Below are 18151 nucleotides of genomic sequence, written 5' to 3' on the forward strand. Positions count from 1 at the left end.
GGGGTTTGGGGGCGAAGCCACCAAGTTATCATATCGTTAGCTGTCAAAACTGGAGAGTTTTAGTCAGCTGGCGATATGATTTTTGGGATATTGTGGACACAATATCTGAGCTCGCAAAAGCCGAAAAGGGACACCTTGAGGCTTTTCTAGGGCGTACTGACAGTGTGAGGCAGCCTGACATTGTTAGACAAGCAGAATGGAAGGGAAGTGTTAAGATGAGTCAAGACTTAAAGCTAATTCGTAAGCAGTTTCGAGTGACTAAGCAGGAAGAAATATTGCTAAAAGAGATGATGAAAGAGCAAGGTTCGGAGACTTTTTCAGATTTTCTCCGCCAAAACTTGTTACAAAAAGACCGCCAAAAAGACATTTTGGAGACCTGGTCTTCTCTATGGCAGTCTCAAAAATTGGAAGAAATCAGCCGAGACATTCATCAAGTGACTGTCCTTGCGGAGGAATACCAACAAGTCACCTCTGAACATCTACGCATTATTTTGACCTGTGTGCTGGAACTGATGGCAGAAGTCGAGAAGTCTATCCCGCTCAGTCCAGACTTTCGTGAGAAGTATATAGGAGGTCGCTAATGGATTATCGCTACCGCACTAACCTCAAAAAAGTGTTTTTGACAGATAGGGAACTGGCTCAGCTTAATGACTGTATTTCGCAAAGCAGATGTAAAACTTTTTCAGAGTATGCCAGAAAAGTCTTACTTGATCCGAACAGAAATTTTATCACAATTGACACGACCACTTATCAGGATTTGGTCTTTGAGCTGCGGCGGATAGGCAACAACGTCAACCAGATTGCCCGTGTCATTAACCAGACTCATCTGATTTCTATGGAGCAGCTTCAAGGCTTAGGTCAAGGGATGGCAGAGCTGGTATCGGAAGTGGAGAAAGATTTTCAAATCAAGGCTGAACAGCTAAGGGATTTCTATGGTCATCACTAAGCATTATGCCACACATAGTCGAAAGTATCGAAAGAACCTAATTCGCTACATTCTCAACCCAGAAAAGACAGCCCAGCTCAAATTGGTTTCAGATTTTGGCATGAGTAATTACCTGGATTTTCCCAGTTATGAGGAAATGGTCAAGATGTATCAGGCCAATTTTTTGAATAATGACGGCTTGTACGATTCCAGAAATGACAGACAAGAAAAACGCCAACAGAAAATTCATGCCCACCACCTCATTCAATCCTTTTCGCCTGACGATAAGTTAACACCTGAAGAGATCAATCGGATTGGTTATGAGACTGTCAAAGAACTTACTGGCGGAAATTTTCGTTTTATCGTTGCAACCCATATTGACCAGTCACACATTCATAATCACATCTTAATCAATTCTGTTGACCTTCAATCTGATAAAAAGCTCAAGTGGAACTATGCCTTGGAACGAAATCTTCGTATGATTTCAGACCGCATTTCCAAAGAGGCTGGTGCAAAAATTATCACAAATCGCTATTCACATCAGCAGTACGACGTTTATCGTAAGACCAATCATAAGTTTGAACTCAAGCAACGCCTGTATTTTTTGATGGAACAGTCCAAGGATTTTGAGGACTTTTTGAAAAAATCAGAGCAGCTGCATTTGACTATTGACTTCTCAAGCAAGCATACTACCTTTTTGATGACGGATAGAGATCAGGTCAAACCCATTCGCGGGCGACAGCTTAATCGCAGGGAACCTTATGATGAGAGCTATTTCCGAAAAGCATTTGCCAAGGGTGCCATTGAGCAACGATTACATTTTTTATTGCCTAGAGTGAAAACTTTACAAGAATTATTGGAAATGGCGGAGGAACTTGGACTATTTATTCAACTCAAACAGAAAAATGTGACCTTTACCCTTACGGAAAATGACCAGAAAATTTCTCTAGGACATCAACAAGTGAGCAAGAAAACGCTTTATGATGTCTCTTTCTTCCAAGATTATTTTTCAGAACGGTCAGATACTGACATTGAGCTGAGTGATAATATCAAGGAAGATTTTGAAGTATTTCTCGCAGAGCAAACGGAGAAGTTATCAACAGTAGAAAGTATCGTCTCAGACTATGAAACGTTCTCCGAAAATCGTAAGGCTGTTCATGAGTTTGAGGTGGAGCTTGCCCCGCATCAGGTTGACAAAGAAGTTGAGGGTGGCATTTTCATCAAGGTAGCCTTTGGTGTGAAAAAAGAGGGCTTGATATTTATTCCCAATTATCAGCTGGATGAGATTGAGAAAGAGGAGGAAAAGAGGTTTAAGATTTTCCTCCGAGAAATCACGTCATATTTTATCTACAATAAGGAAGGTTCGGATAAGAACCGCTATATGAAAGGGCGTGACTTGATTCGTCAGCTGACACAAGACAACAAAAGCTTGCCTTATCGTAGGCGACCAAATCTAAAAGAGTTACAGGAGAAAATCGCTGAAGTCAATCTCTTGATTGAACTCAATGTTACAAATCGAGCTTATACGGACATTAAAGATGAGTTGGTGGCGGAAATTGCGACGTACGATGTTAGCATGTCAGAACTCAACGAAAAAAACGCCACCTTAAATAAGATGGCAGAAGTCTTAGTCAATCTCAAAAGTCACGATATAGAACGTAGGCGATTGGCACGTTATGAATTTTCCAAACTCAATCTGACAGAAAGTGTAACTTTGGAGCAAATCGAACGAGAGATTTCTAACACTCAAGACCAACTCAGTAAGTTACTTGACAACTATGAAGAATCCGTCAGAAAACTGGAAACCTTTGTGGCGGTGTTGAATAGAACAGCTCCTAGAACAAGAAAGGATTATGATAAGGAACTATACTAAAAAAACACTCAGTTGAAATACTGAGTGTTAATCATTTATCAGGTTTGATATGAGAGTATCTAGATTGTCAGGGCTATGAATTTCGAAACTTTGGAGATTTTCCTTACCAGTTGGAGCTTGTCGGTGGCGATAGTTAAACAAAACAAGAAGAGAGTCTCGAACTTTATCATTTGTTGGGAATTATCCTTGTTTCAAATATAAAATAAGCTTGCTTAAATCAGTAATTATTTATAAATTTAATTTTTCTGAAAAAAATCTGAATAATCTTTGTTACTATTTCATTAGTCAAACAGTCTGGACTATTAAAAATTGACTTAGAAAGGAAAATAAATGAATTATACAAAGCCAGTTATAGAAAAAATTTCTACTTTTAAAAATGGTACTGCAGGATTAGTTGCAGGTAGCTTCAGAGATATATTTGGAGGCAGGGCTTTATTTTTAATTAAAATATAATTATATTACCCAGATATATTGCCAAGTGATATATTAATTATTGTGGAAATCAAGTGATCCACGGAGTGGAAGTGAAAAATATCCGAATATGTTCAATTTTAATCTATTTTCTGATATTTTTCCGAAATTTATATTATAGAATTTAATTAAATCAAGAGATATCTCTTGAAAAATATTTTTCATTTATATCAATGGGTTCTGGCATTAGTATAAATGATAGAAGGAGTTTAAAATGAAATATTGCAAGCCAACATTTGAATCAATTGCAACTTTCAAAAAAGACACTAAAGGTCTATGGACTGGTAAGTTTCGTGATGTCTTTGGTGGACGTGCACTTATAAAAGTTACAGTTGAGTTCTAAGCTTAGAACTATGTATTACAACGGTAAATAATTTTGAATAAAGTATTTCGATATTCATTCCAGAACTACGAATATCGAGATACTTTGTTTTTTATTTTTGAGGTTGTTAATATATATGGTAAATAAGTATTTTTTTGAAAAATATTCTGAAAAAAAAATAATATTCCTTACTAAAAATTTATATAGAACTGTTTCTGTAAATAAAACAAAAATCTATTGTTTGGAAGGCTATGTCGAAGAAGTATGCTCAATTATAGAACAGAATGCTATCAGTAGTTTTGAAGAAACAATATCAGTACTTCAGGATCATGTTATAAATGGTCTAATTATTGTTGAAATGGCTGAAAGAATATACATTATTTCTCCTTATTTAGATTCAAGACTATCTTGGTTTGAGAATAATAAGAATATAATTTTTAGTGATTCCGCTGTAGAGATTGCAAAATATCTGAAATTAAAACTTTCCACGAAGCGTTTAGCGAGTCAATTTGTTTTTGGACTTCCATATTATCCATTTCAAACAATTAGCCTCTGGGAAGAGCTAGTAAATATAAAACCTTTAAACTATTTAGAAATAACCGAAAAAGGTTGTTTAGAAAAAAAGATTCCAAGTTATGAAGTAGACACTAAAGATTTTAATCAACTAATAATTAAAATAAAAGAAGAGTTTTTAAATAGCATTAATCATGATCTAAATATGGGAAATGAAGTGTCAAGTGATGTATCAGGAGGTGTTGATTCTGCGACAATTGCTTTTACACTGAATAAAATGATACCGGACTTCTCTATTTTGCATGCTGAATCAAGTGCTACTGCCAATAGTGATACTAAATGGGCGACATTTATTGCAAAAAATCTTGGTAGGGAGTTAAAAAAATTTGACTCTATAGAAATAACAGAGAAAAGATTTGCAATAGAAGAAGGATATATCAATGGTATTATTCCAAGCTTTCCATTACTGTGGGCCGATTCAGAAGGATATTTAAAATCAGTGATTACTTATCAGGAAGGTAAAAAACATCCGACTCATTTCCTAGGTATTGGTGGTGATGAATTATTCACACCGATGCCTTCTAATCCCTGGAGTATAGTCCGTCAGGAAAATTTAGGTGGACTACTTTATGCTCTGAAATATAGTTTGATAATGAGAAGACCATTTTTTAGTTGCCTATTGGATTTGTTAGATAAGAGAGGATATTTGGAAACCATGACCCAAAATTTAGAAATTGTCTTCAACGAATCTTCTGAACCTATCAAAAGAGAACTGGGGTGGATGGATGGACTACAGGTACCAAGTTGGCTCAGTGAAAAATCCAAAAAAGAATCGCAAAGTTTTTTAAACTCGTTATTATTTTCCAATTCTGAGCCAATAATCACTGATAGAACAACATTCCAAATGATTCAATCTTTAATATTTCAAAAATCAGTGTTGCGACAAATTCAATTAACTACTAATTCCATTTATTGGGCAACACCATTTTTACATAAAAAATTAGTAGAAATTTGTCTTCAAATTCCAGCAAAATATAAAGTTAGTTCAAAGCTAACAAAACCGGTATTGCAAAAAGCATTGAAGGGGATCGTACCAATTGAAGTTTTCAACAGGGGTTTTAAAGGCGATTATTCAGATGCCTTATATAGTGGATATAGAGAAGCAGTTCGTAAAAACTTCCACAAGTTAGAACAATTTGAAGTGGTAAAAATGGGAATTGTTGATGTTGAAAAGTTAAAATTGGAGCTGTCATTACCTGCAGGAAATCCGAATAAAATTGATTATTTTGAAAGGTTATGTTCGGTAGAACGTTGGATTAGGCAGATTAAATTGTATATGAAGAATGAGTGAGGTTTGTAACTATGTTTAATAAAGGATCTAAAACAAGATTAAAAATAATAAAGCAAGACAATGGTGCAATTGTATTTGACAAAGATCAAGGGATATACTTTCAAACAAATGATGTAGGGGTTAAAATTTTAGAATTACTATCTAAAAATAAAAATGAAGAAGAAATAGTTAGTGCTATATCTGCTGAGTATTCCATTGAAACCGATGTTGCAAAACAAGATGTTAAAGATTTTATACAGTCTCTAAAAAAAGGAGGGATATAGATTATGGATATGCAGCTCAATCAAGAGTCATACTCCTATGTTCAGCTAAAGTACAGATTACTAGCGCAAATAGCTTTACTAATCTCTTATCCGCTTACAAAGCTCTCGCCTACAAGAATTGAATTTTTGATTAATAAATTAAGTGACTCAAAATTATCCGCCACAGTAAATGAAGCTGTATTAGCTCGTGATGCAATATGTACTGTAAGCCGTAAGTGTAGGAATCAAGATGGATGCGTAAAAAGATCATTAGGAGTAATAATGTTCTTACTTCTTTTAAAGAAACGTGCAAGTTGGTGTACTGGATTTGCTATGAACCCCTTTAGATCTCATGCATGGGTGGAAGTCAATGGAAATCCGATTAAAGAGCTAGAAGAAGTATCATCGTATGAAAGAGTTGTGAAAACTCTAGATGATAAAAATGAAGAGCGTAAACATATGATAACTGAAGATATAGAAAAAGTAAATGATACTATGACTAATGTAAAATTCCGTGATTTACTTGCCTTGATAGAAAATAAAAGAAAATATTTTTTAATCGTTTTATGTTTGGGAATACTTACGTCCATTTTAACGTTATTACAGCCAGAACTTTTGTCTAAAGTAATCTCTCAAAAGGGAGTAAATTTATTCAATAATTCCACTATGTATACGCTTATTGCTATTACCGTGGGTACAACTATTATTTCCAGTTTGCAATATTATTTCTTACAATTAATGGGAGAAAGTGCAGTATTTCAATCAAGAAAAAATTTAATTATTCAATTTCTTAAACTTCCCATTTATAAATATAATGATCTGTCAGCAGGAGACCTAATTAGTCGATTTAGCAGTGATACAAGTAAGCTAAGAGCGGGAATCATTCAATCAACCGTTGCTCTGACGAGTGGATTGTTCTTGAGTTTAGGTGCGATATTTACATTATTTCTAAAGGATACATATCTTGCAATAATTACAATTATTTCCATATCTTTATCATTCCTATTTATTTTATTGATGAGTAGTTTGATTCAAACAGCAAGTTATAAAGCTCATCAGGGTTTGGGGAAAATGACAGCATACTTAAATAGGCTAATCGTAGGAATTAGAACAATTCGATCGACAAATGAAACGAATTCAGAATTATCTAAAATGTTATCTGAGGTACAAGAAGTAAAAAACTTGGGAATTGGAGTTGCAAGAGTGCAGTCAATAATGACACCGATATCAAATTTTAGCTTGCAGTTGTGTGGGATAATTATTTTGGGAGTCGGAGGATACCGTGTTTCTACTGGGCAAATGTCTATTGCAAGTCTAACTTCTTTTATGCTATTAATGTATATCGCTATTTCACCAGTAGGACAAATATTTTCATCGGTCACAACTATTTCAGAAGCTTTAGGAGCTTTAGGTAGAATTACTGAAATTATTGATCTTCCAAAAGAAGAAGATAATGATATCATTTTAAATCTAGAAACTAAGTCGGATAGAAGCAAAGCAATTGAATTTGCGAATGTAACTTTTTCATATGATTCTTACAAATTTCAGGATATTCAATCGGATGATAATTATATATTAAAGGACATTACTTTCGAAATAAATAGTGGAGATTACGTCAGTATTGTCGGTCCGTCTGGTGCGGGGAAAAGCACACTTCTTTATCTCATCGAAAGATTCTATGATATTACTAGTGGTAGTATAAAGGTATTTGGACAAGATTTCCGAACAATGAGTCGCGAGACTTTACGTTCTAATATTTCTTATGTTGAGCAAAACTCACCATTAGTAGCTGGTACAATTTTAGAAAATCTAAAAATGGGTAATACTAATGTAACATATGATGAATGTTGTGACGCTTTAAAAAAAGTTGGCTTGGAGCATTTGATTCAAAGAGGTGCATCTGGGGTTGAGAGTCAAATTGGTGAAGGAGGTTTCAATTTATCAGGAGGAGAAAGACAGAGATTGGCAATGGCAAGAGCAATACTTTCTGATGCAAAGATACTCTTGCTGGATGAGTTAACTTCGAATCTAGATAGTCTTAGTGAGAAGAAGATGAAGGAAGCAATCAAAAATATGAGAGGTGAGAGAACCATAATAATGGTTGCTCATAGATTATCTACAATTTTAGATTCAGATGAAATCTTTGTTTTGGAACACGGAAGACTTGTAGGAAGTGGGACTCATGTGGAGCTATTGGAATCTGTTCCATTATATAAAGAGTTGGCCAAAGAACAATTTTTAGTATAGGAGTATAGGAGTATCGTATTATGACAAATAAGATTGAAATAAGAGATGTAACAAAAACTTATAAAGATGGAGATATATTAAAGAATGTATCCTTTACTGCTGAAGAGGGGGAAGTCACTGCCTTTTTGGGACCGAATGGTGCTGGAAAAAGTTCGACATTACGAATACTTTTGGGTCTGGATAGGCCATCTTCAGGCACTGCTTTAATAGGAGGTAAGAAATATTGTGATTTTGAACGTCCTCTTTTAACTGTAGGAGCTTCTTTCGATGGTGTGGGGGCTCCCAATGATCGAACAGTTTTTCAACATTTGAAAATTGCTGCTGCTAGTAATGGAATAGATTTATCCAGAATATCAGAGGTATTATCCATTACTGATATTGAACATAAAAGATATTCAAAAATAGGAAACCTTTCATTAGGAGAGGGGCAGAGGTTAGGTATTGCAACAGCGCTGTTGGGAAAACCTCAGTACCTGATTTTAGATGAACCTACAAATGGTCTAGATCCTAGTGGAATTAGATGGTTTAGAAATTTTATTAGGGAACAAGCAAGTGCTGGTAAGACAGTATTGTTATCATCACATATACTTTCAGAAGTAGAGGCGGTAACTGATAAGGTTGTTTTTATTAATAAAGGAAGCATCATAGCTTCGGGTACACTTAATAATATAATGAACGGATTTGATAATCTAGAAGATGTTTTCTTTCATTTAACAGGGGGTGACTATGATGAGTAGTATAAAAAGCCATAATATTTTATCAGAGCTATATAAAATTTTTTATAGCAGATCAACCCAAATAGTTTTACCAATTGTTTTTATTCTTCAGCCGTTATTGTCTTATATCAGTTCCAAACAAATTTTAACAGTTGGATTGAATGCAACACCCGAAACAAATAGTAGTTTAGCAGAACCAATACCTCCAATTGAGTATATTGGTTTTGATGCAATACTATTGGGCTTGTTTGCTATGATAATTTTAGGAGCAATTCTTGGAAGTATGGAATATAAAAATAGTTCTTTACGTACCAGCTTGCTATTATGTTCAAATAAAGTTGTATTCTTTGTAATAAAATTTATTGTTACATGTGTATTTATTTTTGTTGTGTCATTTTTCTCAATCTATTTATCTATTGTAAGTGCACAGTTTGGTTTAGGAAGAGAGGGGTTGAACCCTTTGTTACTGAATAAGAATGTGTGGTATTTTATATTATTGGGATCACTGTCGTGGTCGCTACTAACGGTATTATCCTATTCAATTGCTTTTTATTTTAAATCTTCACTTGGATCATTATTATTTTTACTACCACAAGTCTATAATTTAGGTAGTTTTCTTGCTGACAGAATTCAGCTAGCCAAGTATTTACCAGTATCATTAGGGCAAGATTTAATTGCAACGTCTCCTTTGAAAATCACAACACCAGGACGCAGTGTTTTATTTCTGAGTATTTGGGTGCTAGTAATTAGTAGCTTTGCATATTACAAATTTTTGAAGGAAGATGTAGGTAATGTTAGATGAATTCTTTTAGAAGTGAGTATTTAAAGTTCATTTATAATAAATGGCTATTATTGACTGTACTAGCAACTATAATTTTAGTACCTTTATTTGTTATTTTTTTACATGAAACTCCAAGTTATATAACCGAGAATTATGCTTTAACACAAATCTTAGAAAGCTTCTATCTTGGACAAGCTGGCATTATTATTATTACAATACTATTTATAGGGCAAGAATTTAACGATTCAACTTTAAGAAGCAGTTTATTAGCTAACCCAATACGATGGAAATTCTTTTTTATAAAATTAATAGTTATATTATCAATATCTGTATTAGTTTGGAGTCTAGTTACCGTCTGTACTATTTTTGTGGTATATATTTTTTATAGTCTATTAATTCCCGGATTTATTTATACCATTGCAGTAAGAATAATGCTGGTATCAATTGGTTTAATATTAATATGTTTTAGTTTAGTTCTTATAACAAGGAGTATAGTTGTTCCAATGGGGATATCCTTGTCTTTCTTGTTGGGGTTAGGCCAAATGCTTCTGCAATTCAGCGATGCCTTTCTCTACTTCCCGATTATCTCTACCATGAATTCATTTTTTACGACTGAAAATCAACCTTATCTACCTTCTACAATAGGTATTGCAATTCAATTTTTATGGGGGATTTTGCTGTTGTCTTTCTCTATTTTGCAGTTTAGGAAGAGAATAGTACGATAAAAATTTTGTATTTTGTGATATTATTTAATTATGAAAGAAAAAAAAATATATCAAATATTAGCAATTGATGACGATGAAAGTATTCTTCGTTTGATAAAGAATTCTTTAGAACGCTCAGAGTTTGAAGTGACGACAAGGAAAGAAGTAGGTAACATAGATATTTGTTCATTTGTTGGCTTTGATTTAATTTTACTAGATATTATGATGTCTATTGATGGTTTAGAAATTTGTAAATCCATTCGAGAACAAATCGATGTACCGATAATTTTTGTAACAGCCAAGCAATTGGATAGCGATTTGGCTAGAGGGGTAAAGGCTGGTGCGGACGATTATATAAAAAAACCATTTAGTATTACAGAATTAGTTGCTCGCGTTAGAATGCATATCCAAAGGGAGGAGAGAAATCGTAAAAATAATAAAGAGATATGCACAAAGAAAATGATAATTAATGCCAGCAAGCAAGAAATCTTGATTGAAGAAGAGATCATATCATTGACAAAGCGAGAATTTACAATTTTGTATACTTTAGCAAGCAACCCGAAGAGAGTATATTCCGTAGAGGAACTCTATGAAAGAATATACCCGTCGGAGTCAGAGGCACAATTTCGTTCTATTGCTGAGTATATTTATCAAATTCGGTCAAAATTAAAACCCTTTTCAATTAATCCAATCAAGACACAGTGGGGAGGCGGATATAGTTGGAACGAAAACTAGATTTTAAGACTTTGGTCAAAAAAACGCAGTGGACGATTATTAAACAATTTTGTTTGAGTGTGATTGTAGCATATATTTTCCCCATATCGACTATTTCTATTGATATTCATTCAGAAACTCAGTCAATCGCTAGTGATTTGTTAGGAATATTCTTTAATGTTTTTTCATGGGTTTATATTTGTATATCTTTGATTATTATAGTTTCTGTTAATATTAAAGCCTTGTTGAAACGAGTAAAGCAAGAAATGGAGATTGTCTATCATGGTAGTATGTGGCTGACCTCAGTAAACACATCATCTAAATTAACGATTCTCGAATTCATAGAAACTAACAAACATATTGAACTAATGCAGCAAAGAATAAAAAATATGATTCAGGTAGAGAAAGACCAAAAGGAGGATATTCTCTTTAAGGTTTCAGCTATGGCACATGACTTAAAAACGCCTTTGACTGTAATCAAAGGAAACTCGGAATTGTTGCAATTTGCACCTTTATCTGGTATTGATGTCCAGTGTCTTAGGGACATTGAAAGAGCAAGCAACCAATTAGATAACTATTTTAATCAGTTGATTAATTACTCTAAAACTTTTTACTCTAATCAGATTTCCTTTCATCAGTATAGTATCAGTAATTTATCAAAAATACTGGAACAAGAGTGTGCATACCTTATTGGAGATAACATAGATTACAAATATGAAACTAAGATATGGCGAGACTGTAATATTGAATTAGATTTAGATTTAATTATCCGTTCAGTATCAAATATTGTCAATAATGCAATAGCTTATGCAGATGATGTTAAAAAGAAAATCAGAGTTATCTTGGAGTTAGAAGATAGTAGTATTTCCTTAAGTATTTGGAATAATGGTTCCAAATTTTCGGATGATGTTTTAGAAAATTTTGGAAAATTATTTTATCGAGAAGATACTAGTAGAAATTCACAGTTTGAACATTTTGGAATAGGTTTGGCATTTGTAAAACAAGTAATGAGCATTCATTCTGGTGATATACAACTCCAAAATAAGAAAAATGGGGCTATGGTTAAATTAATTATTCCGATAAAAAATAGTGACTGTACCTAGTCTTGGATATCGTAATTTTGAATACTATGAAGTTCAGAAAGTAAGTATATTGATAAAAATTATTTCAAAATCTCAACAATTAGCACTCATACCTGATTTATTCACATTTGAATATATTAGATAGGGTGCTATTAAAATAATATTATTTTTGACGAGTGTATGAAATTATTGTTCAAAATGATTTTTCTCTGATTGTGATTTGGATTATGGAGATATGGCTTAATTAGTAAATATGAAATAGTAATGTCTATATCAAAAACTTATTCCAATTTGGAATAAAAACTAAGATTCGTTCAGAACTTGACTATAATTTTCTTAGGAGTGAACGAATGTATAGGCGCATTAGGGATCTGAGAGAGGATTGTGATTATTCGCAAGAGTATCTTGCACGATATTTATCATGTAGTCAGTCAGCTTATTCTAAGATTGAGTCTGGCAAACGTCAGATTCCTGTTGATTTCTTGATAAAAATCTCAGAATTATATCAAGTGAGTACGGATTATTTACTTGGACTTACAGACACTCCCTACCGCCTAAAAAATAAAAAATAGTCCCTCCTGATTTGTTCATTGACAATTGAATAATTCTAGGTGGGACTTTATTTATTTGTTGAGCAATAGAATGTAATGCGCCAGGAAATGAGCGGAAATCATTTATTCAAAAATAGGATGGTGACCTATCTGCCATGACACAAATAATGACAATGATACTTCTGACCGTTCAGGCTGCCATCGTAAAAGGACAGCGGGTGAAATTCCCATGATTGAACTAACCATTCAAATCCCATCTAGCGTGTAAAAAAACTTAGTGATTTGAAGGAGGAAAGTGTATGAGAACTGCTACATATAAAGATTTAATGAACTTAGGATTTCCTGAACATACCTCTAGAGACATTATTCGTGAAGCTAAAAGAATTGCTGTAAAAAAGTTTGAAGAAGCTCGCAAAGTTGACCAAAATGCGGTACAATTAAGTAAATCGCCCTTTGACAATCGAAGACTAGGTATCGCACCAGCAGAAATTGTGGAACAATTAATAGGGATTCCACTATCTAAATAACATTTAGAAAGTGAGAATCCAAATGGCAACAAAAAGTAGTAAAAAATACAAAGGTGTTTATTGTGATAATAAGGGAAAGATATTTTATCAGATTGATCTTGGAATCGACCCAGTAACTGGCAAAAGGGTACAAAAGAAAGCTAGAAAAAATCAATATGGTAAAACTTTTGAAACGATGAAAGAAGCATATGACGAATTAGTTCGTATAAAATATGAATTTGCCAACAAAGTCAGTTTAGAAAATTACAATATGACTTTTGAAAACTATATGAACACAATTTATTTAAGAGCATATAAGCAAAAAGTTCAGTCTGTGACATATAAGACGGCTCTTCCTCATCATAAACTTTTTATTCAATATTTTGGTTCAAAGCCATTAAAAGCAATAACTCCTAGAGATTGTGAGGCTTTTAGATTGCATATCATAGAAAATTATTCTGAAAACTATGCGAAAAATTTATGGTCAAGGTTTAAAGCTTGTATGGGTTATGCAGAAAGACTTGGCTATATTTCAGATATGCCTTGTAAAGCATTAGATAATCCTAGAGGTAAGCATCCAGAAACTCCATTTTGGACCTATGCGGAGTTTCAGACATTTATCAAATCATTTGACTTACATGATTATGAAGAATTACAACGATTTACTGCCATCTGGTTATATTATATGACAGGTGTACGAGTGAGTGAAGGTTTATCTTTATGTTGGGAGGATATTGATTTTGATAAAAAATTCCTAAAGGTACATACAACCTTGGAGAAAGATGAAAATGGAAATTGGTATCGTAAAGACCAAACAAAGACTCCAGCAGGTGAACGACTTATTGAATTGGATGATATAACTATTGAAGTACTTCAAGTTTGGCGAAAAAATCAGTTTGCAAATCAAGATACAGATTTTATCATTTCAAGATTTGGAGATCCTTTTTGTAAATCAACCATTTGTCGTATCATTAAACGTAAAGCGCAGCAAGTAGGAGTGCCTGTTATAACAGGGAAAGGTCTTAGACATAGTCATGCTTCTTATCTAATAAATGTTTTGAAAAAAGATATTTTATATGTGGCAAGACGAATGGGACATGCTGATAAATCAACAACTTTGAACACATATAGTCATTGGTTTAATGCTTTAGATAAAACAGTTTCTGAAGAAATCACACAAAATATTAAAAGTGCAGGATTGGATTCAATTTTATGCCAAAATTCCTGCCAAACTTCAAATTTATGAACTCAAACCCCTTGATACTGCACATTTAACAGGTTGTGCAATTGTTACTCTTAAATAATAGAGTATCGCAATTTGATTGCGGAAGCCCAGTATTACAGGGTTTAAGCATTGCTTAGAGCGATAAAAAATCGGGAGAATGTTATTATTCCCCACCAAAACCCCACCAAGATTTAATCTTGGTGGGGTTTTATTTATGGTATAATATGTATATATATCGCTAAGGGTACCCTTAGTCTATTGCTTACACAATAGACTAATACTATCAGCTCTTAGATAAATCTGTTTAGGAGTCTATTTCATGGCAATAAAGGGAATTACATTAAAAGAGAGTATGAATCGCTCTGTTCAAGCAATTATGCCACTTGATGAAGAAAAAGAGGTATTTAATCAAAAATTGGTTAGTTATTTGACTCATTTAAAAGACAAAGAGGATGAGTCAGAGGAATACCAGAAAAATCTTCTCAAGGGATTTTTAGAAAGTGTATTGCCTTATAATTTTATAAATACTTCTAGTAGAATAGACCTTGCTATCTATAATGGTAAAGACGCCAATTCGTCACTAGGTATTCTTTTTGAATGCAAGAGTTTGACTAACAAGTCTGAAATGATGTCAACGGAAAAAATCAATTCCAAAGCACTTCAAGAAGTTGTTTATTATTACCTACAAGAACGCCTATTTAATAAAAATTTAGAAATCAAAAAGTGTATTATCACAAATGGCCTATCTTGGTTTGTGATAGAGGCTAAAGAATTTGAAAAGCATTTTTTCAAAAATATAAAGCTAGTTGACCTCGTGACAAAGTTCAGAAATAATCAACTTTCTAGCAATAAAACAGATTTTTTATATTCTGAAGTTATCGCACCAGAAATTGATAAAGCAATTGAAAAGGGAATCGTTATTGCTCACTTTGATCTTAGTCAAGCTCTAGTTAAGACCAGTAAGTATATTGAAATCAAGAAAAATAATCTGACTCAGCTTTATCGATTCTTCACAGCAGAGAATCTTCTTAATAAAGAGATTTTCACTGATTCAAACAAGCTTAATAAGAATTTCTATGATGAATTGCTTTATTTGATGGGGCTAGAAGAAACGAAGTCAGGGACTTCAAAAATTATTTCACGTTTGAAACCTGCTAAACGCCAACGGTATTCTTTTGTTGAGAATATCATTGATAAATTGGAGATGAAAGATGTTTCAAAAGAAAAGCAGGAAGACATTGCTATTCAACTAACAGTTGTCTGGACAAATAGAATTCTATTTTTGAAACTGTTAGAATCTCAGCTGGTGTTGTTCAACAAAGATGAATCTTATAGGTTCTTGACCTATGAAAAACTGCCTAACTTTGAGGAGATTTATAGCTTATTCTTTGCCGTACTTGCTAAGAAAGTATCGGAAAGAAATGATCGAATGCAAGAAAAGTTCGGTTATGTCCCTTATCTGAACTCATCATTGTTTGAAGAAACAGAATTAGAAATTTCTAGAGATGGGATTGGTATTGATAGATTACCAGAGGGAGATATTGAAATTTTCTCCAAAACAGCTCTTAAAGGTGTAGATAAAAAACGTAAAAAAGGGAACATCAATTTTATTGATTATCTCTTTGAGTTTTTGGATTCTTATGACTTCTCGACCTCCATCAGCCACCATGAGAAATCTAAGAATGACCTTATCAATGCGTCAGTTCTGGGATTAATTTTTGAGAAAATCAACGGCTACCGTGAAGGCTCTTTTTATACGCCAGGCAATATTACCATGTATATGTCACGTAAAGCGATTCGTACAGCAGCAGTGGACAAAGTCAATGAAGCACTCGACTGGCAGTGTGAAACAATCGAAGATATAAAGTTTAACATACGTAATGCTCAGATTGCTAAAAAGGTATCAGATGCGATTGACAGTTTGAAGGTTTGTGACCCAGCGGTTGGATCCGGTCACTTCCTCGTATCAGTCCTGAATGAAATTATTGCTCTTAAAAGTGATTTAAATGTTTTGTTTGACGCTGATGGCAACTATATTGGAAACCTGATTCAATGTTATGTTATTAATGATGAGCTAGTCATTCAAGATATGTCTGGAAATAATTTTTTGTATCAGACAGGTAATCAGCAGTCAGAACAAATTCAAAAGGCAATTTTCAACCAGAAGAGGTATATTCTGGAAAATTCGCTCTTTGCAGTGGATATTAACCCAAGTTCAGTCAATATTTGCCGTTTGCGTCTCTGGATTGAACTCTTGAAGTCTTCTTATTACTATCAGGATACTGATACCAACCAACCTGTTTTGACGACTTTGCCAAATATTGATATCAATATTAAAGTAGGCGATAGTCTCTTACATAAGTTTGATTTTGACTATGAATTTGATATGAGAAAAACAGATTTCAAGGACTATCTATCTCTAGTTAAAGACTATAAGGAGACGAATAATAAACGAGTAAAAGCAGAAATCTGGGAGAAAATTGAAAGGCTCAAACATTCCTTTGATGATACGGCTTCAAGTCCTGAATTAAAGAAATTATCTCGGCTCATATCCGAACGAAATAAGGCTGGTGCCATTAGCTTATTTGAGGAAGAAAACAAAAACTCTAAAGAAGTAGCGGAATTAAATAAGCAACTAGCAAAAGCTGAAAAGGAATTGGAATACAGACTGAAAAATCCATTATTCGCTAAAGGTATGGAATGGCGAATGGAATTTCCTGAGATTTTGGGAGAAGCGGGCGAATTTATCGGCTTTGACCTTGTAATTGGGAATCCGCCTTATATCTTTGCTCGTAATCAGTCCTTTACAGATGAGATGAAAGCCTACTATTCAAGGACTTATCAAGTAAGTGAATACCAAGCCAATACCTATACTATATTCATGGAATTGGCTTATCAACTTTTGCGTAAAGGTGGGACATTCTCCTATATCATTCCAAATAATTTTCTGACCATTCAGACCAATTCAAGAGTTCGTCAGTTTATCACAGAGCAGACGAGTGATGTTGTTCTGATCAATTCTCTGGATAAGATTTTTGCGGATGCTAGCGTGGATAATTGTATCATTTTCTTCAAGAAGAATGCGCCAAACTGGATTGAAGTAGCAGAATTGTATCATGGAGAATATAATACTATCGGACGAGTTGCGCCAGATTTCTTTGGTGAAATCCCTACCTTTTCAATCTCGATGGTCAAGTATCGTCAGGCGATCGACATTTTCTGGAAAGTCAACCATTTTCCAATACTAGGACGACCAGAAATTTCGACTGTAAAATCTGGAATTAAAGCCTATGAAACTGGAAAAGGGAATCCCAAAATGACCGCTCAAGATAAAGATAATCGCATTTATCATGCAAGAGAAAGGTTAGACGATTCATACCGTCCCTATCTTGATGGCGAGAATGTGTCACGCTATAAACTGACTTGGAATGGCGAATATGTCAAATATGGTGAAAATTTAGCTGCACCAAGAGATAAAGAAATTTTTGAAAAACCACGAATTTTAGTTCGTCAGATTCCAAGTAAATCAACTTATGCTGTTGAAGCAGTTTATACTGATAGTGATGTTATTAACGACTTAAACTCCATGGTTATTACAGATATTCAGGTTAATCCGTTTTATCTGTTGGGTATTTTGAACTCTCGCTTAATCTCTCTTTGGTTTTTCATGAAGTTTGATAAATTCCAACGTCGCCTATTCCCACAGTTCAAAGTTAATGAACTAGGAGATTTCCCAATTCCAGATGCTACTGATTCCCAGCAAGAAGACATAGCACAAGTTGTTGAGCAACTGATGGAAGAAATGAAAAAAGATTCTCCTGACACTGACATAGTTCACCAGCTCAATCTAAAGATTGATGACTTGGTTATGGACTTGTTTGATTTGAAAGAAGAAGAAAAACAGATTGTAAGAAATTTTGAAGTATAG

Annotated in this window: 16 protein-coding genes; all 16 read left to right on the forward strand. The window is 33.8% G+C overall.

Annotated elements, in window-relative coordinates; genetic code table 11:
* Positions 1-215: 215 nt before the first annotated feature.
* The gene (locus tag ACHBID_RS01110) at positions 216-581 is read left to right on the forward strand and encodes an SAG1252 family conjugative relaxosome accessory protein (RefSeq protein WP_012775113.1); all 366 of its coding nucleotides are present in this window, start codon (positions 216-218) and stop codon (positions 579-581) included.
* Positions 581-946: a MobC family plasmid mobilization relaxosome protein gene (locus tag ACHBID_RS01115; protein WP_011922431.1), complete on the forward strand. Its 366-nt coding sequence runs from the start codon at positions 581-583 to the stop codon at positions 944-946. The genes ACHBID_RS01110 and ACHBID_RS01115 overlap by 1 nt, the downstream gene beginning before the upstream one ends.
* The gene (locus tag ACHBID_RS01120; RefSeq protein ID WP_394731421.1) at positions 933-2798 is read left to right on the forward strand and encodes an SAG1250 family conjugative relaxase; all 1866 of its coding nucleotides are present in this window, start codon (positions 933-935) and stop codon (positions 2796-2798) included. Before ACHBID_RS01115 ends, ACHBID_RS01120 begins: the two co-directional genes overlap by 14 nt.
* Before the next feature lie 330 nt (positions 2799-3128).
* The gene (locus ACHBID_RS01125) at positions 3129-3251 is read left to right on the forward strand and encodes a putative RiPP precursor (RefSeq protein WP_103557055.1); all 123 of its coding nucleotides are present in this window, start codon (positions 3129-3131) and stop codon (positions 3249-3251) included.
* 476 nt (positions 3252-3727) lie between these two features.
* Positions 3728-5455: an asparagine synthase-related protein gene (locus ACHBID_RS01130; RefSeq protein ID WP_394731422.1), complete on the forward strand. Its 1728-nt coding sequence runs from the start codon at positions 3728-3730 to the stop codon at positions 5453-5455.
* 11 nt (positions 5456-5466) lie between these two features.
* The gene (locus ACHBID_RS01135) at positions 5467-5718 is read left to right on the forward strand and encodes a PqqD family protein (RefSeq protein WP_394731423.1); all 252 of its coding nucleotides are present in this window, start codon (positions 5467-5469) and stop codon (positions 5716-5718) included.
* A gap of 3 nt (positions 5719-5721) precedes the next feature.
* Positions 5722-7944: a lasso peptide biosynthesis B2 protein gene (locus tag ACHBID_RS01140; protein WP_011922428.1), complete on the forward strand. Its 2223-nt coding sequence runs from the start codon at positions 5722-5724 to the stop codon at positions 7942-7944.
* Between the two features lie 20 nt (positions 7945-7964).
* A complete protein-coding gene (locus tag ACHBID_RS01145) occupies positions 7965-8681 on the forward strand; it encodes an ABC transporter ATP-binding protein (protein ID WP_011922427.1) in 717 nt (238 codons plus the stop codon).
* A complete protein-coding gene (locus ACHBID_RS01150) occupies positions 8671-9462 on the forward strand; it encodes a hypothetical protein (RefSeq protein ID WP_394731424.1) in 792 nt (263 codons plus the stop codon). Before ACHBID_RS01145 ends, ACHBID_RS01150 begins: the two co-directional genes overlap by 11 nt.
* The gene (locus ACHBID_RS01155) at positions 9459-10166 is read left to right on the forward strand and encodes an ABC transporter permease (RefSeq protein ID WP_012028134.1); all 708 of its coding nucleotides are present in this window, start codon (positions 9459-9461) and stop codon (positions 10164-10166) included. Before ACHBID_RS01150 ends, ACHBID_RS01155 begins: the two co-directional genes overlap by 4 nt.
* Before the next feature lie 30 nt (positions 10167-10196).
* Positions 10197-10880, forward strand: a complete 684-nt coding sequence (locus ACHBID_RS01160) for a response regulator transcription factor (RefSeq protein ID WP_012775618.1) — start codon at positions 10197-10199, stop codon at positions 10878-10880.
* Complete coding sequence (locus tag ACHBID_RS01165; RefSeq protein WP_394731425.1) at positions 10865-11962, forward strand: sensor histidine kinase; 1098 nt, start codon at positions 10865-10867, stop codon at positions 11960-11962. Before ACHBID_RS01160 ends, ACHBID_RS01165 begins: the two co-directional genes overlap by 16 nt.
* 329 nt (positions 11963-12291) lie before the next feature.
* Positions 12292-12513 carry a helix-turn-helix domain-containing protein gene (locus tag ACHBID_RS01170; RefSeq protein WP_011922422.1) on the forward strand — a complete coding sequence of 74 codons (222 nt, stop codon included), beginning with the start codon at positions 12292-12294 and terminating at the stop codon, positions 12511-12513.
* A 278-nt stretch (positions 12514-12791) separates the two neighbouring features.
* On the forward strand, positions 12792-13019 hold the full coding sequence (locus tag ACHBID_RS01175; protein ID WP_029176734.1) for a DUF3173 family protein: 228 nt from the start codon (positions 12792-12794) through the stop codon (positions 13017-13019).
* 22 nt (positions 13020-13041) lie between these two features.
* Positions 13042-14244, forward strand: a complete 1203-nt coding sequence (locus ACHBID_RS01180; RefSeq protein WP_394731426.1) for a tyrosine-type recombinase/integrase — start codon at positions 13042-13044, stop codon at positions 14242-14244.
* 298 nt (positions 14245-14542) lie between these two features.
* Entirely contained in the window at positions 14543-18151 is a 3609-nt protein-coding gene (locus tag ACHBID_RS01185) for an Eco57I restriction-modification methylase domain-containing protein (protein ID WP_394731427.1), read from the forward strand.

The organism is Streptococcus sp. A25 (assembly GCF_043674095.1).
Classification (GTDB): Bacteria; Bacillota; Bacilli; order Lactobacillales; family Streptococcaceae; genus Streptococcus; species Streptococcus suis_V.